This window comes from Micromonospora sp. NPDC047738, from assembly GCF_040642675.1.
In the GTDB taxonomy this organism is placed as follows: Bacteria; Actinomycetota; Actinomycetes; order Mycobacteriales; family Micromonosporaceae; genus Micromonospora.
In genome coordinates this window covers 590,629-612,319 of record NZ_JBEYSO010000001.1, presented here as the reverse complement: position 1 = coordinate 612,319, position 21,691 = coordinate 590,629, and the positions used below count along the sequence as shown (strand labels likewise).

Genomic DNA, 21,691 nt, shown 5'->3' with positions numbered 1-21,691 from the left:
GTACGCGGCGGCGCTCCGCAGGGGTGTCGTGGGGCGGATCGTCCCGTTTCCGCCGTCGGCGCCGGGCCCGTCCGCCGGCGGGTCGCCGGCATGGTGGGCCCGATCAGGGGTAGAACAGCCGCCATGACTGGTGTTGAGCAGCAACCCACCGTCCCGCTCTCCGGCGACGTCCGGATCCCGTTGCTCGGGTTCGGCACCTGGCAGGCCACCGGCCGGGCCGGTTACGACGCCGTGCTCGCCGCCCTCGACGCGGGCTACCGGATGATCGACACCGCCACCATGTACGGCAACGAGGAGGAGGTGGGCCGGGCGGTCAAGGAGAGCGGGCTGCGCCGGGAGGATGTCTTTCTCACCACCAAGATGCTGCCGGACCAGGTCGGCCGGGAGCGGGAGGCCATCGAGGCGAGCCTGCGGGCCCTCGACACCGACTACGTCGACCTGTGGCTGATCCACTGGCCGCCGTCCGCGCCCGGGGACAGCATCCCCGTGTGGCGGGAGTTCCTGGCCGCCCGGGACGAGGGCCTTGTCCGCACGGTGGGGGTGAGCAACTACAGCATCAGCCAGATCGACGAGCTGATCCAGGCCACCGAGGAGAATCCGGCGGTCAATCAGGTCCGGTGGAGCCCGACGCTGTACGACCGGCAGACGCACGCCGCCCACCGGGACCGGGGCGTGGTGCTGGAGGGCTACAGCCCGTTCAAGACCAGCGACCTCTCCGACCCGGTGCTGGTGCGCATCGCCCAGGCCCACGGCGTCTCCCCGGCGCAGGTGGTGCTCCGCTGGCACATCGACCACGAGATCGTGGTGATCCCCAAGTCGGTCCACCCGGAGCGGATCCAGGCCAACGCCGACGTCTTCCACTTCTCGCTCACCGCCGAGGAGATGCGCGACATCGACGCCCTCGGCGGCTGACTGCGGCGGGAAAGGGACGGCGGGCGAGGTGACCTGGACCGCGTCCGGTAAGCCGACCCGGTGTCCTGAGCCGGGTGCTGGGCGCCGGGGGCGCGGTCCGCACGGGCCGCGCCCCTTCTCCGCTCAGGCCCGCGCGCAGGTGACGCCGTTGAGGGTGAAGCTGGTCGGCGAGGAGTACGCCCCGCTCAGCGTGCCCTGGTAGCCGAAGCTGGTCGAGGCGCCCGGCGCCAGCGTCCCGTTGTAGCCGAGGTTCCGCGCGGTAACCGCGGATCCGCTCTGGCTCACCGTGGCGTTCCAGGCGCTGGTGATCTGCTGTCCGGCTGGCAGGTTGTAGCTGAGCGTCCAGCCGTTGACCGTCGACGAGCCGGTGTTGGTGATCTGCACGTCGGCGGTGAAGCCGTTGTTCCAGGCGTTCGGGGTGTACTTCACCGCGCACCCGGTGCCGGACGGCGGGGTGGTGGTCGGCGGCGTCGTGGTGGGCGGGGTGGTGCCGCCGCCGGTGTCGACGCTCTGCGAGAACGAGTTCACCGCCAGGCCGACGCCGCCCTGCCACGGCTCGAACCCGGCCTGGATGCTGGTCAGGTACCAGTCGGCGGTGATCGCGCCGCGGCTGCGGGTGTCGTTGATGAACGCCATGACGTCGAAGCTCATGCTGGTGATCGGCGACGGCGCCAGGTACGAGATGACGTTGTTCGACCCGTTGCTGCCCCGCCAGACCTCCCAGGTCCGCCCGGCCACGGTGGTGTTGCCCACCGGCGAGCCGATCGGCTGGATCGGGCCCTGCCGGTTGAACCAGATCATGATCTCCATCTGGTTGACCCCGTCCCGCTTCGGCGTGGGGTCGAGCCAGATGTCGTACGCCGCGTCATAGATCGCGCCGCTGACGTAGTTGTAGCTGATGCTGCTCGGCGCGCTGCTGATGTTCTTCACCTGGACCGGCAGGTTGGTGCCGGGCGAGCAGTTCGTGTAGTGGCACCCCACGAAGATCGACGGGTAGGAGACCGGCGCGCCGCTGGTGTTCCCCACCCCGTCCTGCCGGCTGATCGAGAAACCGGTCGAGGTCACGTTGATGCACTGTTGCGCGCTGGTGCCCCACCGGTTGTTCTGCACGACGTACCGGCTGCCGATGACGGTCGAGCCGTACTGCTCGCAGATCTGGGTGTCGGCGGAGGCGTTGCCGCCGGCGAGGACGACGGCGACGAGCGAACCGGCGGCCAGCAGGGCGGCGGCCGCGAGGGCTCTCAGTGGACGCTTCATGGTGCTCCTTGGGTGGCGGGAGGATGGCTGGTTCGGTCCGGGGAGCAAGGCCGGGAGCGCTCCCAAATTCCATTGCAACACATTTACATGTCTGAAAGCCTTCCGCAACCACCCGGTCGGATCTGTCCCGGATGGCGACGCCGGGTGACTGCCCACTCGCTCCCGCGCCGGGCGGCACGGCGCGACGTCCCCCGGTCGACGTGGGACTCCTGCTGGTGGGATCGCCGAGCCGCGCCGACGGGCGGTGCCGCCAGGGCCGATGGGCCCTTCCGCCTTTCGGTTGCGGGGAGTAGTGTCGTGCCTCCAACGCGTGCCGATCCCCTCCGGAGGCGTACCCCACCATGGGTGGTCCACCCCTGCGCATCCTCGTCGTCGGCGCAGGCATCGCCGGTCTCGCCGTGGCCCGAGCGCTGCGGCTGGCGGGGTTCCGGCCCGACGTCACGGAGCGGCTGCCCCCCACCGAGCGGGCCGACACCGGTCTCTACCTCCCCGGAAACGCGGCCCGGGCGCTGCGCCGGCTCGACCTGGACGGCCCGCTCCGCCCGCTCGGCCAGGTCATCCACCGCCAGCGGTTCCTCGACGCGTCCGGCGCGCTGCTGTGCGAGGTGGACCTCGACGCCCTGTGGGCCGGGGTGGGGGAGTGCCGGGCGCTGCCCCGCGCCGAGCTGCACCGGGTGCTGCTCACCGGCGCGGGCGGGGCGGTCCGGCACGGCGCCGAGGTCAGCGCCGTCGAGCCGCGCCCCGGTGGCGTCACCGTCGGCTTCACCGACGGGACCTGCGGGGACTACGACCTGGTCATCGGCGCCGACGGGCCGCACTCCGCGGTGCGTACCCTGGGCGCGCTCGGCGGCCCGCCCCGCCCCGCCGGCCAGGTGGTCTACCGGGGGATCGTCCGCGGCGGCCCTCGGGTCGCCGACTGGACCGCCCTGCTCGGCCAGCGCGCCGGCTTCCTGGTGGTGCCCATCGGCGCCGGGCGGCTGCACTGCTACGCCGACGAGGCGGGCACCATCCTCCCGGCCGACCCTCTCGCCCGCCTGCACGAGCTGTTCGGCTCCTACGGCGGCCCGGTCCCCGAGATACTCGCCGCGCTGGACGACGTGCACGTCGAGATCACCGAGGAGGTCGAGCTGGGGCGCTGGTACCAGGGCCGGGTGCTGCTCGTCGGTGACGCGGCCCACGCCACCGCGCCGACCCTGTCCCAGGGTGCCGCCATGGCACTCGAGGACGCCGTGGTGCTCGCCGAGTCGCTGAAGGCCGCCGGCAGCGTGGAGGCCGCCCTGGTCGCGTACGAGAGCCGCCGCCGGCCGCGTACCCGCTGGGTGCGGGACCGCACCCGGGACCGCAACCGGACCCGCGACGTGCCGCCGGCGCTGCGCGACCCGTTGCTGCGCGGCCGCGGCGGGCGCATCTTCCAGGAGCACTACCGGCTTCTCGTGGACCCGCTCTGAGGCGCTGCGCCGGGCGGCGGTGATCGTAGCGGCCCACCCCCGGAGGCGGTGCCACCTGCCGGGGACTATCCTCCTTGCGGATGACGGCTGCGCAGATGACCAGCGTTTGCCGAGCGGGACAACCCAGAACCGGAGGCCACTCGTGACCACCGTCGCACCCAAGCCGGTCGTGACCCGGCCCTGGCCGGTCCGCGAGCCGGTCAAGGGGTCGGCCATCGCGCGGCTGCTGCGCACCACGGACGCGAAGCAGATCGGGATCATGTACATGGTCACCGCGTTCGCGTTCTTCATGATCGGCGGCCTGATGGCCCTGATCATGCGCGCCGAGCTGGCGCGACCGGGCCTGCAGTTCCTGTCGCCCGAGCAGTACAACCAGCTCTTCACCATGCACGGCACGATCATGCTGCTGTTCTTCGCGACGCCGATCGTGTTCGCCTTCGCGAACTACGTGGTGCCGCTGCAGATCGGCGCGCCCGACGTGTCGTTCCCCCGGCTGAACTCTTTCGCCTACTGGCTGTACCTGTTCGGCGGCACCATCGCAACCGCCGGCTTCATCGCCCCCGGTGGCGCGGCCGACTTCGGCTGGACGGCGTACACGCCGCTGAGCAACGGTGAGCACTCGCCGGGCGTCGGCGGGAACATGTGGGTGGTCGGCCTGGCGATCTCCGGTCTGGGCACCATCCTCGGCGCGGTCAACCTGATCACCACGATCCTGACCCTGCGCGCCCCTGGCATGACCATGTTCCGGATGCCGATCTTCACCTGGAACATGCTGGTCACCAGCCTGCTGGTGATCCTGGTCTTCCCGCTGCTGGCCGCCGCGCTCTTCGCGCTCGCCGCGGACCGGCTGATCGGCGCGCACGTGTACGACCCGGCCACCGGCGGCCCGATGCTGTGGCAGCACCTGTTCTGGTTCTTCGGTCACCCCGAGGTCTACATCATCGCGCTGCCGTTCTTCGGCATCATCTCCGAGATCATCCCGGTCTTCTCCCGGAAGCCGATCTTCGGTTACAAGGGCCTGGTCGCCGCGACCATCGCCATCGCCGCCCTGTCGATGAGCGTCTGGGCGCACCACATGTTCGCCACCGGCCAGGTGCTGCTGCCGTTCTTCAGCTTCCTCAGCTACCTGATCGCCGTGCCGACCGGTATGAAGTTCTTCAACTGGATCGGCACCATGTGGCGGGGCCAGATCACCTTCGAGACGCCGATGCTGTTCTCCGTCGGCTTCCTGGTGACCTTCCTCTTCGGTGGCCTGACCGGTGTGCTGCTGGCCAGCCCGCCGCTGGACTTCCACCTCCAGGACTCGTACTTCGTGGTGGCGCACTTCCACTACGTGCTCTTCGGCACCATCGTGTTCGCCGTGTTCGCCGGCATCTACTTCTGGTTCCCGAAGATGTTCGGCCGGATGCTCGACGAGCGCCTGGGCAAGATCCACTTCTGGCTGACCATGATCGGCTTCCACACCACCTTCCTGGTGCAGCACTGGCTGGGCAACGAGGGCATGCCCCGGCGGTACGCCGACTACCTGCCCGACGACGGCTTCACCTTCCTGAACACGGTCTCCACGATCGGCGCCTTCATCACCGGTATCTCGACCCTGCCGTTCATCTACAACTGCTGGAAGTCGTACAAGGCTGGTCCGGTGGTCGAGGTCGACGACCCGTGGGGCTACGGCAACTCGCTCGAGTGGGCCACCACGTCCCCGCCGCCGCTGCGGAACTTCGACCGGATGCCGCGGATCCGCTCCGAGCGCCCGGCGTTCGACCTCAAGTTCCCGGAGCTGGCCGCCGGGCAGCAGAGCCTGGCCGGCCCGCCGGAGGGTGGCGCCAAGCCGCTGACGAGCGAATCCAACGGTGGCGCCAGCTACCAGGAGGACGTCGCCAGCAACCTCGACCGGCGCTGACCCGCTGCCGGCACCGCGCCACGGGCGCCGCACCCCACCGGGTGCGGCGCCCGTCGCCGTTCCGGCCGAACCGGCCGTCCGGTGCCGCATGGGCGCTGGCCGCGCGTGGGCGGTGGCCGCGCGTGGGCGGTGGCCGCGCGTGGGCGGTGGCCGCGGGCGGGCGCTGGCCGCGGGCGCTGGCCGCAACTTCGGGGACGTTGCTGTCTCTGCGGCTGCGGAGGGGCCAACTTCCGCGATGTTGTGCGGATCTTGCGCTCCGCACGGCCGGCGTCGCTGGCACCGCGCGCCGAGAGGTGACTCCTCAGCCGCTACGAACTTGATGACGCAAACGATTCACCTCAATCGGGCCGCCCTGGTGATCTCCACGTCATCAGGTTCGTAGGCGCACGAGAGCTAGTCGGGCCGGCAGCTGGGCCAGTCGGCCCGGTACCCGCGCCACCCGGGCCAGTCGGCCCGGCACCTGGGCGCGCTGGTGTGATGACGCCCTTGGGAGCCGATGTCGCCAAGTGATCCGGCGCCCCGCCACCCGACGGCGGCCGCCCTCTTCAGGCAACGTCCGCCCGGCTGGGAACGGGGTAGCAGGCAACGTCCGCCCGGTGCCCGGTGCCCGGTGCCCGGTGCCCGGTGCCCGGTGCCCGGTGCCCGGTGCCCGGTGCCCCGGTGCCCGGTGCCCCGGTGCCCGGTGCCCCGGTGCCCCGGTGCCCGGGTGCCCGGGTGCCGGGAGTCGGGTGGCCGGGGTGGGGAGGAGCCGGGGATCAGACGGTGGCGGGGGCCAGTTCCGGGGCGGCCGGCTCGGCGGCGGCCTGGCGGCGGTGGCGCAGCTCGATCGGGAGCACCGCCAGGGCGACCAGCACGCCGATCGCGCCGGTGACCGCGAAGCCCCACGGCGGGGACGAGGCGTCGATCACCGCGCCGGCGAGCGGCGCCCCGAGCGCGATGCCGACGGTGACGGCGGAGCCGTGCAGGCCCATCGCCTCACCGCGTACGCCGGCCGGGGCGAGCCGGCTGACCGCGTCGGCGGTCGACGCGATGGTGGGCGCGCAGAGCGCACCGGTCGGGATGAGCGCCAGGCAGAGCAGCCACCAGTGCGCCCCGCCCAACCCGACCGGGATCGTGGTGAGGCTGAGCACCGCCATCAGGACCAGCGGGGAGAACGAGCGGGTGACCGCCCCGTACGCGAAGCCGCCCACCAGTGACGCCACCGCCCACATGGTCAGCACGGCCCCGGTCCACCCGACCTCGCCGCCGGCACGCAGCACGGCGACCACGGCGACGTCCGTGCCGCCGAGCACCAGGGTGGCGGCCAGGCTCACCGCCAGCACGGCGAGCAGCCGGGGCGTCAACCATTCGCGGCGGGGCACCTTCCGGTGCGGGCCGGCCGGCTCGTCGGCGCTGCGGGTCGGCGGGTCGAGCAGCCAGAACCCGATCCCGGAGGCGACGATGCCGATCCCGACCGCCCACATGGTGAGCCGCGGGGAGACGGCGGTCGCCACGGCCACGGCCAGCGCCGGGCCGACCATGAACGACAGCTCCACCGACATCGAGTCCAGCGCGTACGCCGGGCGGCGCCGCTCGGCCGGCACCAGCGCGGCGACCGACTGGCGGACCACCGAGAAGACCGGCAGGGCGAGCAGTCCGGCCAGGAACGAGGCCGGCAGCAGCACCGGGTACGACAGCGCCGGGGCACTGGCCCAGAAGATCCCCTCGGCGATCGTGGTCAGCAGGAGCACCGGGCGTAGCCCGCGCCGGTCGACCAGCCGCCCGAGCAGCGGAGAGCCGAGCGCGGCGCCGACGGTCGACGCGGCGCCGACCAGGCCCGCGGCGCCGTATCCCCGGCCGAGGTCGAGCACGACGTGAAAGGTGAGCGTCACGCCGGTCGCGGTGAGCGGGATGCGGGCCAGCACCGACACCAGCAGCAGCGACCGGAGACCGGGCAGGGCGAGCGCCTCCCGGTAAGGCTTCAAGTTCACGACGGTCCGTACCTCCGGCGCACATCCTCGACCGGGGGTACGACAATCAGCAACCGATTACCTGGTCAAGCGGTCCTGATCACAGGCGCGCCGACCATGGTGACCCCGGCGCCGCCCATGGCCCGCAGGGCCACGTCCAGCGTCTCGGGTGCCACGGCGGCGGTGAGGTCCAGCAGCACGGTGGTGCCGAACCCCTCCCGGGCGGCGTCCAGGGCGGTCGCCCGGACGCAGTGGTCGGTCGCGATGCCCACCACGTCGACCCGGTCGACGCCGTGCTGGCGCAGCCAGTCGGCCAGGCACTCGCCGTCCTCGGCGTGCCCCTCGAACCCGGAGTACGCGGCCGCGTACTCGCCCTTGTGGAAGATCGCCTCCACCCGGCCGGTCTCCAGGTCGGGGTGGAACTCCGACCCGGGAGTGCCGACCACGCAGTGCCGCGGCCAGGATTCGACGTAGTTCGGCGGCTCGCCGAAGTGCGCGCCCGGGTCGATGTGGTAGTCCTTCGTCGCCACCACGTGGTCCCACCGGTCCGGCTCGGCGGCGAGCAGCCGGGAGATGCCGGCCGCCACGCCCGCCCCGCCGGCCACGGCCAGCGAGCCGCCCTCGCAGAAGTCGTTCTGCACGTCCACGATGATCAACGCGTTGCTCACGCTGGCGGTCCTCCTCAGGTCGCGGGTACGACGGTGACCGGAACGGCCGGGTCGCCGCCGGAGAGCTTCAGGCCTTCCCACGGAATGGAGATCAGGCACTGCCGTAGGTGCTCCCGCGACTCGTCGAGGGTGGGCAGCGCCACCGGCTCTCCGTGCACGATGAAGGAGTGCTGGAGCAGCCGGTCGTTCGGCTGCCGGTCCGGCACACCCTGCGGCACGATGATCTCCTCGGTCGCGGTGCCGGTCGGCTTGTGCCGGCGTACCGCCACTTTCCGGCCGCCGATGGTGGCCTTGCGCTCGGAGCGCTTGACCACCGGGCGGCCGTCGACCTCGACCAGCTTGTAGACCAGGCCGGCGGTGGGCGCGCCCGAGCCGGTCACCACGGCGGTGCCGGCGCCGTACATGTCGACCGGCTCGGCCGCGAGCGCGGCGATGGCGTACTCGTCCAGGTCGCCGCTGACGATGATCTTCGTCTCGGTGGCTCCGAGCGAGTCGAGCAGCTCCCGGGACTGCTGGGCGATCACCGCGAGGTCGCCCGAGTCGATCCGGATGGCCCGCAGCTCCGGCCCGGCCACCGCGATGGCGTTGCGGATGCCCTCGCTGATGTCGTACGTGTCGACCAGCAGCGTGGTGTCCTTGCCCAGCGTGGTGACCTGCGAGGCGAACGCCGCCCGCTCGTCGTCGTGCAGCAGGGTGAAGGCGTGCGCGGCGGTGCCGGCCGTGGGGATGCCGTACTTGTGGCCCGCGGCGAGGTTGGAGGTGAACCGGAACCCAGCCAGGTACGCGGCCCGTGCGGCGGCCACCGCCGCCCCCTCGTGCGCCCGGCGGGAGCCCATCTCGATCAGCGTCCGGCCGCGGGCGGCGGTGACCATCCGGGCGGCCGCAGCGGCGACCGCGCAGTCGTGGTTGAGCACCGACAGCACCAGCGTCTCCAGCACCACGCACTCGGCGAACCCGCCGGAGACGGTGAGGATCGGCGAGCTGGGGAAGAAGAGGTCACCCTCGGCGTACCCGTCGATGTCACCGGTGAAGCGGTAGTTGGTCAGCCACTCGGCGGCCCGGTCGTCCACCACCCGGCTGCGGCGGAGGAACTCGACCTCCTCGGCGTCGAACCGGAAATCCCGGATCAGCTCGATCAGCCGCCCGGTCCCGGCGACCACTCCGTAGCGGCGGCCCGCCGGCAGCCGCCGGGTGAACACCTCGAAGACGCAGCGGCGATCGGCCGTGCCGTCGCGGAGCGCGGCGCTGACCATGGTCAGCTCGTAGTGGTCGGTCAGCAGCGCGGGGCGAAGGGTGCTCACGGCTCCAGCCTAAAGTTCAGGCCGGATCCCCGCCGTCGTGCCCCGGCATCGACCACAGTGCGGCCCGCAGCTCGGCCCGGCCGGTCACCCCGAGCTTGCTGTAGACCCGCTGGAGGTGGTTCTCCACAGTGCGGGTGGAGAGGTAGAGCCGCTCCGCGATGGCCCGGCTGGTGGCTCCCTCGGCCGCGAGCGTCGCGACCTCCCACTCGCGGTCGGTGAGTGCGGGCCGCAGCCGCCGCAGGGCCGGGGTGGAGATCTGGTCGCCGCGGCTGAGCAGTGCGGCGAGTCGTTCCCGGACCGGCGCGGTCGCGGCGGCCCGGCTCCGGCCGAGCCGGTGCAGGGCCATCGCGGTCGCCTCGGCGGCGTACACGGTCAGGTCCCGGGCGGCGAAGTCGTCGGCGACGGCCAGCAGCTCGGGGACGGAGTCCTCGACCGTGGCGCGGGCGTACCGGGCGACCAGCGGCGGCAGCGCCCCGTCGACCCGCTCGGAGAGCTCGGCCAGGCGTTGCGCCACGGTACGGCGGCCGCCGTCGGTGCACATCGGCCCGACCGGGGCGGCGGCCTGGTCCAGCCGGACCAGGTCGAGCAGGACGAGCAGCTCGTGGCCGGCGAGGGTGTCCTCGCGGAGCCGGTCGGCCAGCGCGCACAGGTGCTTGGCGGCGGTCGGCAGGTCACCGGTGGCCGCGTGCACGGCGGCTCGGGCCTGTTCCAGCCACGGATACAGCACCGCCATGCCCGGGGCGTGGGTCCGGTCCGCCTCGGCCATCGCCTCGGCCGCGTGCGTGGCGTCGCCGCGCAGGGCCGCCGCCTGGGCACGCTCGGCGTGCGCCAGCCCGGCGTACACCCGGCTGGTGGCGAGCACCGCGCAGGCGCCGAGGCTGGTCTTGAGCGCCTCGTCGCTGCGGCCGCGCAGCCGCGCCGCGTACGCCTGGAGGATGGCCAGGTAGCCGGTGCCGAGCCGGAAGTCACCCGCGCCGGCCAGGTCGGCGAACTCGTCGGCGACGATCGCGTCGATGCCGGCCAGGTCGCCGGAGAGCGCCAGCCGGGTGCCCCGGGCCAGCTCCATGGCGAGCTGAAGGTATGGCATGTCGCCCCGCCAGCGGGCCGCCTCCGCCTGCACCAGGGCGATGGCGGTGGCGCTGCGCTGGTATTGCCCCTGCGCGGCCTGGAGGTGGGCGATGGTGCAGCGGACCAGCTCCCGGGCCGCCATGGGTGAGGCCGGGCGGTCCAGCACGGCCTGGGCGAGCCGCAGCGCGGCGTCGGTGTCCAACCGGTGCAGTCGCATGATCGCCTCGAAGGCGCGGACCCGGGCCCGGTCGGCCGAGTCGGTCATCTCGTCGCCGCGGGCCGCGATCTCCTCCACCGTGGACTCGCGGCTGAGCCCCCAGTAGCTGACCATGCCACGGACCGTCAGCCAGCGGCTGCGCCGCCGGTCGCAGCCGATCTCCCCGGCGACCGAGTCGAGCACCTGGATGGCCTCGTCCGGCCGGTCGCCGAACATCAGGATGGTGGCGAGCAGTTCCGCGGCGTCGAAGCCGCCGTCGGCGTCCAGCGCGGCCCGGGCCAGCCGGGTCGCCAGCGGCACGTCGTACCGGCCGAAGGCCTGGGCGGCCGCGTCGAGCAGCAGGGCCGCGTCCTGCGCCGTACCCGAGTCGAGCCGCCACACCGCGACCCGGAGCAGGTCGTCCCGGCGGCGCTTGCCGACCTGTTCCAGCAGCTCGGCCAGGGTGGCCTGGAGCCGGCGGGTCCGGCTGACCGGGCACTGCCGCCGCATCACCTCGCCGTAAAGGGGGTGGGCGAGCCGGACGTCCAACCGGCGGTCGTCGTGGACCATGGTGATCAGGCCGCGTTCCTCGGCGGCCTCCACGTCGGCCGGGTCGACCGCCTTCTGCAGCAGTTGCAGGCCGAGCGGCTCGCCGAACGCGACCAGCTCGACCACCGACCGCACGCCGGGGGTGAGCTGGCCGATCCGGATGTCGATCAGGTCGGTGAGGTTGGGGGCCAGCTCCAGCCGGCCGGTCCACTTCCACATCCCGTACGTCCGGCTCAGCTCGTCGCCGCCGGAGGCGGCCAGCACCAGCTCGCGCAGCAGCAGCGGGTTGCCCGCGGAGAGCTGGAACAGCCGCTCGGACGACTTGTCGTCGACCGGGCCGCCCAGGATCGCGGCGAGCAGGCCGCCGGTCTCGGCCGGGCCGAGCGGGGCCAGCTCGACCAGGTCGACCAGATCGTCGGTCCACAGGGCGCGGATCGGCAGCGGGATCTGCTCGCCGTTGCGCAGGGTGCCGATCACGGTCGCGTTCTCCGCCCGGGCGAGCAGATGCACCAGCGCGGCCGAGGGCGGGTCGAGCAGGTGCGCGTCGTCGATCGCGAGCACGATCGGTCGGCCGGCAGCCTGCTGCTGGAGCATGTCCACGGCCCAGCGGAGGACACCGGCGGGGGAGAGCCCCTGCGGCTGCTCGGCCGGGAGCACCTGCACCAGGCCGCCGAAGGGCAGCGTGGCGGTGGTGGCGCTGGCCGCGACGGACCAGATCGCGTACCGGTCGGTGGGGAGGGCGGCCACCCCTTCGCGCAGCAGTCGGCTCTTGCCGACCCCGGCGCTGCCGCTGAAGAACAACCCGCGCCCCTCGGGGTCGCCGACCGTTGACAACAGACGGTTGAGCTCTTCCGTCCGGCCGACGAACTCCCACCGACTCATCCCAGCAGCATATCGACGGTAATCCGTCCGCGCGCAGAGCGTCACGCACCGAAGTTGAGTAACTGGCCGATCAGCCCTGAGTATCGGGAGTGTTCGCTGTCGGACTTGCGACAGAAGTACTCTTCCGGCAGCCCAGATTAACCGCAGGATTTCCCACGCGACGCGGTCCGCAACCCGGTCGCCTGGTTGGGAGGCCATCTCATGAAGCGGCGTCCGCTGCCCTCGGTCGACGTGTCCGAACCGGGCGCGCCGGCCGAGCGAACCCGCTGCGCCCCGCTGCCAACCCGGCTCGGGGTGACCGAGCCCTGCCCCGAGGAGCCGCTGGCCGTCGTCGTCGCGGGTCCGGCCGGCGCCGGTCGGCGCGAGCTGCTCGCCGGCCTGCTCGAGGTGGCGCCCGGCATGCTGGCCGTGCCCGCCGGCAGTTGCCTGCTCGTCAACCACGCCAAGGTGCCGACCCGCGCCGCGTACGTGCCGGGCTACCGCCAGCCGCACTCGTACGGCGCGGATCCGCTCGCGGCCGGCCCCGCACTGGCCCGTCCGCCGCGCCGGGTGGAGCTGAGCCTGCCCGACCCGCTGCTGCGCCATTTTTCGGTGCTCGACACGCCGGACACCGGCTCCCTCGGCGTCGCCGGTGACCAGGTGCTGCTCGACGCGGTCGGCCGGGCCGGCGCCCTGCTCTTCGTGATCTCCGCCGACCAGGCGTTCACCGCCGCCGAGCTGCACCTGCTGGCGGAGGTGGCCCGGGCCCGGGTCGAGGTGTTCTTCGCGGTCACCCCCGGGGCGGCCGGCTGGGCGGCCCCGGCGGCCGGCCCGACGACGACGGAGGACCCGGGGGCGTCCGTCGCGTCGGCCGGTCGTGCCCGGCCGCCCGGGCCGCGTGCGGCGGACCGCCGGGTCGACCCGGCGGAGGTCTCCCTGGCGGCGCACCGGGCGGCCCTGCTGTCCGCGGTGCCCGGCCTCGCCTCGGCCCGCTGGTACCCGGTGCGGCAGGCGGACCACTCGGCCCTGCGCCGCGCCCTGGTGGGCTGGGCGGCGGACGAGGGACTGCGGCGGGCCAGCGCCCACCCGCCGGAGCCGCCCGGCGTGCACCACCGGGTGGCCGTCCTGCCCGGGCTCGACCCGGGCGACCTCACCGATCGCCTCGACCGTCAGGCCCGCTCGTGCGCCCAGCGGATCCGCCAGCACCTCGCCCTGGAACTGGCCAACATCCACCTCCGGGTGGTGCAGGAGATCGTCTTCGGGGTCGGCTGCGCGGGCCTGCCGCAGCTGCTCGACCGGGAGATGGAGGCGTTGTCGCTGCTCGCCACCGCCCAGTGCGACGAGGCGGTCCGGAGCATCGTCGATGACCTGGCGGCCCGGGTCTTCGGCGCGCCCCTGGCGGAGGGGGTGCGGCGCCGGATCACCCACGCCGTCCGGTGGGGCCTCGCCGACCAGCCGGTCGGCGGGGAGCTGGACCGGGTGCTCCTGGTCACCAGCACGGCCGGGGTGGCCGGGCTGAGCGGCACCGGGGCGACGGACGCCCTGGCCGGCTTCCCCGGTGCGGCCCGCGACGAGGTGCTGCCGCCCATCGGGGTGGCGCTCTCCGGCGGCTGCTGGCAGCACTGGCGCGTTCCCGGCAACGACGACCCGAACAGCGCCCGCTCCTGGTCGCAGCGGGCACTGCGGGAGGTCGAGCTGGAACTGTCCCGCGAGGTGTCCCGTCGCTTCGAGGTGATCCGGCTCTCGCTGGGGGCGGTGCTCACCGATGCTGTCGACCACGGCATCCTGCTCGCCTGAGGTCGGGCTCGCCGGCCGGCCGGCCGGGTCGCCGTGGGCGGCCCGGGCGGGTGATCCGGGCCGGGGTGACGTTCCGGTTCATCGGTTCCCCGGATCCGGTGGCACGATGGGGGGCATGGCGGCTCCACAGGTTGCGCCGGTCGAGACGCCGGACACTGAAGAGGTGCCGGCTTCCGACCGGCCCTGGGTGACCATCGTCTGGGACGATCCGGTCAACCTCATGACGTACGTGACCTGGGTGTTCCAGAAGCTCTTCGGGTACAGCCGAGAGAAGGCCGAGCAGCTCATGCTGGATGTGCACCACAAGGGCAAGGCGGTCGTCTCCAGTGGCGCCCGGGAGCGGATGGAGCACGACGCGTCGCAGCTGCACGCGTACGGCCTGTGGGCGACGGTGGACCGGTCGTGAGCATGTTCCGTCGCCAGGGCGACCGCTACGTGGCCACCTTCGCGGTGGACGAGGTCCGGGTGCTGCGCAAGGTCGCCTCCGAGGTGGTCGGCCTGCTCACCGACGGCTTCGACCACGGCGACCCGGTGGTCGGCCGGCTGTTCCCCGCGGTCTACCCGGAGGACGCGGCGAGCGCCGCGGAGTTCCGCCGCTACACCGAGGGTGACCTCAAGACCGCCAAGATCGACCAGGCCGGCGCCATCCTCGCCGCGCTGCCCGACGGTGAGGCCGGCGGCGAGGTGCGCCTCGACGCGGAGGCGGCCGAGGCGTGGCTGCGGGCGCTCAACGACGCCCGGCTGGCCATGGGGGTCCGGCTGGAGATCAAGGACGGCATGGACCTCGGGGAGGAGCTCGACGACGCGGTCGCCGCGGACCCGACCTCCTCCCGGGTGTTCCAACTGTCGGTCTACGCGTACCTCGGGTATCTGCAGGAATCCCTGCTCAACGCCCTGATCGACTGATTCGTGACGGTCACCACCTCGCCGCCCGTGACGCCCAGGCGCTACGCTGGTCGGCGTGCTGAGCATCGACCGGTCGATCATCGACGCGATCGTGGCCCACGCGCGTCGGGACCACCCGGACGAGGCGTGCGGCGTGGTCGCCGGTCCCGCCGGCAGCGACACCCCGACCCGGCACATCCCGATGGAGAACGCCGCCCGCTCCATGACCTTCTACGAGTTCGACTCGATGGAGCAGCTGCGGTTGTGGCGGGAGATGGACGACCGCGACGAGGAGGCGGTCGTCATCTACCACTCGCACACCGCGACGGAGGCGTATCCGTCCCGGACGGACATCTCCTTCGCCGGTGAGCCGCGAGCGCACTACCTGCTCGTCTCGACCCGCGAACCCGACACGGAGGAGATCCGCTCCTTCCGCATCGTCGACGGGGTGGTGACCGAGGAGCCGGTCCGGATCGTGGATGCCGCCGTGGACCCGCACGCCGTCCAGTCCTACATGTTCGGGCAGAGCCCGGCGACGGTCGACTACGAGTGTTCCGGCCGCTGACCTTTTCAGCGCCGGCACCTCCTTCTTTCCCCCGTCACCTGGCACTACCCGTTCAAGGAGCACGAGACATCATGGCCATCGAGGTTCGCATCCCCACCATCCTGCGCAGCTACACCGGCGGCGTGAAGGTCGTCGAGGGCACCGGCGACACGCTCGCCGACCTGCTCACCGACCTGGACGCCCGGCACGCCGGCCTGAAGGCCCGGCTGGTCACCGACGCCGGAGCGCTGCACCGGTTCGTCAACGTCTACGTCAACGACGAGGACGTCCGTTTCCTCGGCGCGCTCGACGCCAAGCTCAACGACGGTGACAGCGTCACCATCCTGCCGGCCGTGGCGGGCGGCGCGTTCGGCTTCGCGGCGGCAGCCGCGATCGCGCAGCACAGTGCCGCCGCGGCGGCTGGCGTGCGCGCAGCGCGCCGCTGACGGCGGCCGTCATGGCGCGGTACGACAGCCTGCTCGATGCCTGCGGCGGTACGCCCCTGATCGGGTTGCCCCGGCTCTCGCCGACGGTGCCCGACGGGGCGCCGCCGGTGCGGCTCTGGGCCAAGTTGGAGGACCGGAACCCGACCGGCAGCATCAAGGACCGGGCCGCCCTGTTCATGGTCCGCGCGGCCGAGGCGGCGGGGCAGCTCCGGCCGGGTGACACCATCCTGGAACCGACCAGCGGCAACACCGGAATCTCCCTGGCCATGGTGGCCAAGCTGCGCGGATACCGGCTGGTCTGCGTGATGCCGGAGAACGTCTCCACTGAGCGCGTCCAGCTGCTCCGGATGTACGGCGCGGAGATCATCTTCTCGCCGGCCGCCGGCGGCTCGAACCAGGCCGTCGCCACCGCGAAGCAGATCGCCGCCGAGCACCCCGACTGGGTGATGCTCTATCAGTACGGCAACGAGGCGAACGCCCGGGCGCACTACGAGACGACCGGGCCGGAGCTGCTGCACGACCTGCCCACGATCACCCACTTCGTGGCCGGTCTGGGCACCACCGGCACCCTGATGGGCACCGGACGCTTCCTGCGGGAGAAGGTCGACGGCATCCAGATCGTCGCCGCCGAGCCCCGTTACGGCGAGCTGGTCTACGGCCTGCGCAACATCGACGAGGGCTACGTCCCCGAGCTCTACGACGCGGGGGTGCTCTCCCGGCGGTTCTCGGTGGGCACCCGGGACGCGGTGCTGCGTACCCGGCAGCTTGTCGAGGTGGAGGGGATCTTCGCCGGCTTCTCCACCGGCGCGATCCTGCACGCCGCCCTGGCGGTGGCGCACGAGGCGGTCCGGGCGGGCCGCCCGGCCGACGTCGCGTTCGTGGTCGCCGACGGCGGCTGGAAATACCTGTCGACCGGGGCGTACGGGGGCACCCTGGCGGACGCCGAGGACGCTCTCGAGGGGCAGCTCTGGGCCTGACCGTTGGCGGTTCGGGCCGGTCGGCGTCATCCGCCGGCCGGCCCGCCCCCGCCGTGTCGGCATCGGACGTGTACGGGTGTCACGTTGATGACAACTTCCGTTGGATCATTCTTGCCCGCCCGGACCGACGCGTAGGCTGCGCAGCGTGGCGTACGCGTCGGTTGTGATCATCGGCGGAGCGACTGCCGGCGTTTCGACTACGAAGCGTGACATCGGGGCGACCGGATGCGACTGACCGTCCTCGGCTGCGCGGGCAGCTTCCCCGGCCCCGAGTCCCCCTGCTCCGCCTACCTGGTGGAGGCGGAGGGCTTCCGCCTCCTGATCGATTTCGGCCCGGGGGCGCTCTCCACCCTCCAGCGCTACGTCGGGCTGCACGCCCCCGACGCCATCCTCCTCACCCACCTGCACTGCGACCACATGCTCGACGCGGCGTCCTACGTGGTGGTGCGCCGCTACGCCCCGGACGGCCCATACCCGCCCCTGCCGGTCTACGCCCCCTCCGGCGCGCCGGACCGGATCGCCGGCGCGTACGGGCAGGAGGACAGCACGGTCGAGGACGTCTACCAGTTCTACGGGCTCCAGCCCGGCACCTTCCCGATCGGCCCGTTCACCGTCACCGTCGACCGGATGAACCACCCGGTCGAGACGTACGGCGTGCGGCTGGAACACAACGGCCGGGTTTTCTGCTACTCGGCGGACACCGCGCCCTGCGACGCGCTGCTGCGCCTCGCCCAGGGCGCCGACCTATTCCTCTGCGAGGCCAGCTACCTCGACGGCGTGGAGAATCCGCCGGACCTGCACCTGACCGGCCGGGAGGCCGGCGAGGCGGCCACCAAGGCGGGGGTGGGTCGGCTGCTGCTCACCCATCTGGTGGCGGCCTGGGGCAGCGAGGCGCACACCGTCGAGTCGGCGGCCGGGGCGTACGTCGGGCCGCTGGACGTGGTCCGCCCCGGCGCCTGCTACGACGTCTGACCACGACGGCGGCGCGCCGCGTTGCCGTAGTGTTCGCCGATCCGTCAGCGGCTGGTCGCCTGACGCACCCGTCCGGCCCGCACCCTCGGGCCATGCGGATCGCCATCGTGACCGAGTCGTTCCCGCCGGACGTGAACGGCGTGGCGAACTCCGTCGTCCGGACCGCCGAACACCTCGTGGCGCGGGGACACGAGCCGCTCGTCATCGCGCCCGCGCCGGCCCGGGGCCGGCACCGACCCACCGAACCGCACCCCTACCCCGTGGTGCGGATCCCCAGCCTGCCGCTGCCGCGCTACCAGGGCTTCCGGCTCGGCGTACCGACCGCCGGGCTGGCCGCCGCCCTGCTCGGCCACCGGCCGGACGTCGTCCACCTCGCCAGCCCGTTCGTCCTCGGCGCGGCGGGGGCGACCCTGGCCGTCCGGCACGACCTGCCCGTCGTCGCCGTCTACCAGACCGACGTGGCCTCCTACGCCCGCGCGTACCGGGTCGGCTGGGGTGAGGCCGCGGCCTGGCGCCGGCTCCGCGAGATCCACAACTGCGCGCAGCGCAACCTCGCGCCCTCGACCCGTGCCGCCGCCGACCTGATCGCCAACGGAATCCAGCGGATCTGGCTCTGGCGGCGGGGCGTGGACGCCGACCTGTTCCACCCGACCCGGCGCAGCGACCCGCTGCGCCGGACCTTGGCGCCCGGCGGCGAACTCCTCGTCGGCTACGTGGGCCGCCTCGCCCCCGAGAAGCGGGTGGAACTGCTCGCGGCGACGGCCCGGCTGCCCGGCGTACGGGTCGTGGTGGCCGGCGACGGCCCGGCCCGCCGGCAACTCGAACGCGCCCTGCCCGGGGTGCGGTTCCTCGGCGTGCAGCACGGGGAGGCGCTGGCCCGCCTCTACGCCAGCCTCGACGTGTTCGTCCACACCGGCCCGCACGAGACGTTCGGGCAGACGCTGCAGGAGGCCGCCGCCAGCGGGGTGCCGGTGGTGGCGCCGGCCAGCGGTGGACCGGTCGACCTGGTCGAGTCCGGCGTGACCGGGCTGCTGGTCCCGCCCGACGACGGGGACGCGCTCGCCGCCGCCGTGGCCGAGCTGGTCGCCGACCCCGACCGCCGGACCCGGTACGGCACCGCCGCCCGGGCGGCGGTCAGCCGCCGCAGCTGGAGCGCCGTCGGGGACGAACTGGTCGGGCACTACCAGGCCGCCGTCGCCGGCACGTCGCTCGCCGGCCTCCGGGCCCCCGGGTGAGCGGGGTCCGCATTGTCCGGGTGGCCAACTTCGTGACCGGCCGCTCCGGCGGGCTGCGTACCGCCCTGCGGCACCTCGGCGAGGGCTACCTGGCCGCCGGCCACGAACCGGTGCTGGTGATCCCCGGCGAGCGGTACGGCGACACCCGGCAGCCGTGGGGCCGCGTGGTCACGCTGCCGGGACCGGTGCTGCCGGGCAGCGGCGGGTACCGGCTGCTGACCGACCGGCGCCGGCTGGCCGGGGTGCTCGCCGACCTGGCGCCCGACCGGCTGGAGGTCTCCGACCGGAGCACCCTGCGCTGGACCGGCCGGTGGGCCCGGGCGCACGGCGTGCCGTCGGTGATGGTCTCGCACGAGAGCCTGACCGGGCTGCTCGGGCAGTGGCGGCTGCCGGGCGCCGCGGCCCGGCGGGTCGCCGACCGGCTCAACCGGGAGACCCTGCGCCACTACGACCGGGTGGTCTGCACCACCCGCTGGGCGGCGGAGGAGTTCGACCGGCTCGCCGGCCCGCCCGTCGACCTGGTGCCGCTCGGGGTCGACCTGACCACGTTCCACCCCGACCGCGCCGACCCGGTGCTGCGCGAGCGGTACGCCGACCACACCGAGGTGCTGCTGGTGCACTGCGCCCGGCTGTCGGTGGAGAAGCGCCCCGAGCTGGCGGTGGCCGCCCTCGCCCGGCTGCGCCGCGCCGGCGTACCCGCGGTGCTGGTGATGGTCGGCGACGGGCCGCTGCGGGCGACGCTGGCCCGGCGCGCGGCCGGACTGCCGGTGCACTTCGCCGGCTTCCTGCCCGACCGGGCCGCCATCGCCGCGCTGCTGGCCAGCGCGGACGTGGTGCTCGCACCCGGTCCGGTGGAGACCTTCGGCCTGGCCGGGCTGGAGGCGCTGGCCAGCGGCACCCCGGTGGTGGCCAACGCGGCCAGTGCGCTGCCGGAGGTGATCGGGCCGGGCGGGCTGGCCGCCTACGGCACCCCGTCGGCAATCGCCGCCGCGGTCGTCCGGCTGCTTCAGCGCCCCGAGGCGGCGCGGCGGTCGGCCGCCCGGCGCCGGGCCGAGGAGTTCGGCTGGCCCGCCGCAGTCGCCGGTTTCCTCCGCGCGCACGGCGTTGCACCGGTCCCCGCCGAGCCCGCCACGGAGGCACCCGGCCCGCCCTGACCCGTGCCGCTCCGCTCGTTCCGGCGGCGAGCAGGGCCCCCGCCACTGCCGGGTCGGACGGAACCGACCGGCCCGCGCTTCAGGCGCGGGCCACCGACCCGCCCAGGCAGAGGGCACACCGCGGCGCGCTTCGATCACGACACCGCATAAGGTGCAGGCATGGCGCGACCTGACGGGCGGCGGCCCGACCAACTCCGACCGGTGACCCTGACCCGGGGCTGGAGTACCCACCCGGAGGGCTCGGTCCTCGTCGAGTTCGGCGCGACCCGGGTGCTCTGCACGGCGAGCGTGACCGAGGGGGTGCCCCGCTGGCGTAAAGGCTCCGGGCTCGGCTGGGTCACCGCCGAGTACGCGATGCTGCCCCGGGCCACCAACACCCGCTCCGACCGGGAGAGCGTGCGCGGGAAGATCGGCGGGCGTACCCACGAGATCTCCCGGCTGATCGGCCGCAGCCTGCGCGCCTCCATCGACCTGAAGGCGCTCGGCGAGAACTCGATCGTGCTCGACTGCGACGTGCTCCAGGCCGACGGCGGCACCCGGACCGCGGCGATCACCGGCGCGTACGTGGCGCTGCACGACGCGGTGACCTGGCTGGCCGAGCGCAAGGCCCTGGCCGGCAAGGTGGAGAAGGTGATGCACCGTTCGGTGGCCGCGGTCAGCGTCGGCATCATCGCCGGCGAGCCGCGCCTGGACCTCTGCTACGAGGAGGACGTGGCCGCCGAGGTCGACATGAACGTGGTCTGCACCGGGACCGGCGACTTCGTCGAGGTGCAGGGGACGGGCGAGGCCGGCGTCTTCGCCCGGGAGCAGCTCGACGCCCTGCTGGACCTGGGCATGGTGGGCTGCCTGGAACTGGCCGACGCGCAGCGGAAGGCGCTCCAGTGAGCGCGAGGAGCGAGCTTGTGAGCCCCGCAGTCGCGAACGAAGGTGATCTCTCATGAACACGGTCCTGCTCGCCACCCGGAACCGGAAGAAGCTCGTCGAGCTCCAGCGGATCCTCGACGGCGCGCTCGGCGCGCACCGGATCGCCCTGCTCGGGCTGGACGACGTCGAGGAGTATCCGGAGCTGCCGGAGACCGGCCTGACCTTCGGCGAGAACGCGCTGATCAAGGCGCGGGAGGGCTGCCGGCGTACCGGCCTGCCGACCATCGCCGACGACTCCGGGCTCGCCGTGGACGCGCTCAACGGCATGCCGGGCGTGTTCAGCGCCCGCTGGGCCGGCCGGCACGGCGACGACCGGGCCAACTTCCAGCTGGTGCTGGACCAGATCGCCGACCTGGCGGACGAGCACCGGGGCGCCGCCTTCGTCTGCACGGTGGCGCTGGTGCTGCCGAGCGGCAAGGAACACCTGGTCGACGGCCGGCAGCCGGGCCGGCTGCTGCGGGCCCCGCGCGGCGACGGCGGCTTCGGGTACGACCCGATCTTCCTGGGCGACGGTCAGGAGCGGACCAACGCGGAGCTGACCCCGGAGGAGAAGGACGCGGTCAGCCACCGTGGCAAGGCGCTGCGCGAGCTGGCCAAGCTGGCCGCCAAGGTGCTCCTGCCGGCGGCCTGACCGAGCGTCGGCGC

Annotated in this window: 19 protein-coding genes; 14 read left to right on the top strand and 5 right to left on the bottom strand. The window is 73.4% G+C overall.

Annotated features, from left to right (window positions below; translation table 11 throughout):
* Positions 1-123: 123 nt before the first annotated feature.
* Complete coding sequence (locus ABZ783_RS02820; protein WP_357434074.1) at positions 124-912, top strand: aldo/keto reductase; 789 nt, start codon at positions 124-126, stop codon at positions 910-912.
* Positions 913-1,035: 123 nt separating this feature from the next.
* On the opposite strand, the gene ABZ783_RS02815 is transcribed toward ABZ783_RS02820, so the two are convergent.
* Positions 1,036-2,169 carry a cellulose binding domain-containing protein gene (locus ABZ783_RS02815; RefSeq protein ID WP_357434072.1) on the bottom strand — a complete coding sequence of 378 codons (1,134 nt, stop codon included), beginning with the start codon at positions 2,167-2,169 and terminating at the stop codon, positions 1,036-1,038.
* Positions 2,170-2,510: 341 nt separating this feature from the next.
* Between ABZ783_RS02815 and ABZ783_RS02810 the strand changes: the two genes are divergently transcribed.
* Positions 2,511-3,617, top strand: coding sequence for an FAD-dependent monooxygenase (locus tag ABZ783_RS02810; protein WP_357434070.1), 1,107 nt, complete (start codon positions 2,511-2,513; stop codon positions 3,615-3,617).
* Positions 3,618-3,759: 142 nt separating this feature from the next.
* Positions 3,760-5,520 (top strand): cytochrome c oxidase subunit I, encoded by a 1,761-nt coding sequence (ctaD, locus tag ABZ783_RS02805; RefSeq protein WP_357434068.1) that lies wholly within the window; start codon positions 3,760-3,762, stop codon positions 5,518-5,520.
* Between the two features lie 755 nt (positions 5,521-6,275).
* Here ctaD and ABZ783_RS02800 read toward each other — a convergent pair.
* The 4 genes from ABZ783_RS02800 to ABZ783_RS02785 all read right to left on the bottom strand — a co-directional run bounded on the left by ABZ783_RS02800 (position 6,276) and on the right by ABZ783_RS02785 (position 12,133).
* The gene (locus ABZ783_RS02800; protein ID WP_357434066.1) at positions 6,276-7,490 is read right to left on the bottom strand and encodes an MFS transporter; all 1,215 of its coding nucleotides are present in this window, start codon (positions 7,488-7,490) and stop codon (positions 6,276-6,278) included.
* Positions 7,491-7,555: 65 nt separating this feature from the next.
* Positions 7,556-8,137 carry an isochorismatase family protein gene (locus ABZ783_RS02795; protein ID WP_357434064.1) on the bottom strand — a complete coding sequence of 194 codons (582 nt, stop codon included), beginning with the start codon at positions 8,135-8,137 and terminating at the stop codon, positions 7,556-7,558.
* A 14-nt stretch (positions 8,138-8,151) separates the two neighbouring features.
* Entirely contained in the window at positions 8,152-9,438 is a 1,287-nt protein-coding gene (locus tag ABZ783_RS02790) for a nicotinate phosphoribosyltransferase (RefSeq protein ID WP_357434062.1), read from the bottom strand.
* A 16-nt stretch (positions 9,439-9,454) separates the two neighbouring features.
* Complete coding sequence (locus tag ABZ783_RS02785) at positions 9,455-12,133, bottom strand: LuxR C-terminal-related transcriptional regulator (protein ID WP_357434060.1); 2,679 nt, start codon at positions 12,131-12,133, stop codon at positions 9,455-9,457.
* A 201-nt stretch (positions 12,134-12,334) separates the two neighbouring features.
* On the opposite strand from ABZ783_RS02785, the gene ABZ783_RS02780 reads away from it, so the two are divergent.
* The 11 genes from ABZ783_RS02780 to rdgB all read left to right on the top strand — a co-directional run bounded on the left by ABZ783_RS02780 (position 12,335) and on the right by rdgB (position 21,677).
* Positions 12,335-13,909 (top strand): hypothetical protein, encoded by a 1,575-nt coding sequence (locus ABZ783_RS02780; RefSeq protein ID WP_357434058.1) that lies wholly within the window; start codon positions 12,335-12,337, stop codon positions 13,907-13,909.
* Positions 13,910-14,024: 115 nt separating this feature from the next.
* The gene (gene clpS, locus ABZ783_RS02775) at positions 14,025-14,315 is read left to right on the top strand and encodes an ATP-dependent Clp protease adapter ClpS (protein ID WP_357434056.1); all 291 of its coding nucleotides are present in this window, start codon (positions 14,025-14,027) and stop codon (positions 14,313-14,315) included.
* A 2-nt stretch (positions 14,316-14,317) separates the two neighbouring features.
* Positions 14,318-14,815, top strand: coding sequence for a DUF2017 domain-containing protein (locus ABZ783_RS02770; protein WP_357434301.1), 498 nt, complete (start codon positions 14,318-14,320; stop codon positions 14,813-14,815).
* A 55-nt stretch (positions 14,816-14,870) separates the two neighbouring features.
* A complete protein-coding gene (locus tag ABZ783_RS02765; RefSeq protein ID WP_357434054.1) occupies positions 14,871-15,359 on the top strand; it encodes a M67 family metallopeptidase in 489 nt (162 codons plus the stop codon).
* A gap of 71 nt (positions 15,360-15,430) precedes the next feature.
* Positions 15,431-15,784, top strand: a complete 354-nt coding sequence (locus ABZ783_RS02760; RefSeq protein WP_357434052.1) for a MoaD/ThiS family protein — start codon at positions 15,431-15,433, stop codon at positions 15,782-15,784.
* 11 nt (positions 15,785-15,795) lie between these two features.
* Entirely contained in the window at positions 15,796-16,761 is a 966-nt protein-coding gene (locus tag ABZ783_RS02755) for a pyridoxal-phosphate dependent enzyme (protein WP_357434050.1), read from the top strand.
* Between the two features lie 225 nt (positions 16,762-16,986).
* Complete coding sequence (locus ABZ783_RS02750; RefSeq protein WP_357434048.1) at positions 16,987-17,733, top strand: MBL fold metallo-hydrolase; 747 nt, start codon at positions 16,987-16,989, stop codon at positions 17,731-17,733.
* 92 nt (positions 17,734-17,825) lie between these two features.
* A complete protein-coding gene (locus ABZ783_RS02745; RefSeq protein WP_357434046.1) occupies positions 17,826-18,968 on the top strand; it encodes a glycosyltransferase family 1 protein in 1,143 nt (380 codons plus the stop codon).
* A gap of 20 nt (positions 18,969-18,988) precedes the next feature.
* On the top strand, positions 18,989-20,122 hold the full coding sequence (locus ABZ783_RS02740) for a glycosyltransferase (RefSeq protein WP_357434044.1): 1,134 nt from the start codon (positions 18,989-18,991) through the stop codon (positions 20,120-20,122).
* 159 nt (positions 20,123-20,281) lie between these two features.
* On the top strand, positions 20,282-21,007 hold the full coding sequence (rph, locus tag ABZ783_RS02735; protein ID WP_357434042.1) for a ribonuclease PH: 726 nt from the start codon (positions 20,282-20,284) through the stop codon (positions 21,005-21,007).
* A gap of 52 nt (positions 21,008-21,059) precedes the next feature.
* Positions 21,060-21,677, top strand: a complete 618-nt coding sequence (rdgB, locus tag ABZ783_RS02730) for an RdgB/HAM1 family non-canonical purine NTP pyrophosphatase (RefSeq protein WP_357434040.1) — start codon at positions 21,060-21,062, stop codon at positions 21,675-21,677.
* Positions 21,678-21,691: the final 14 nt, after the last annotated feature.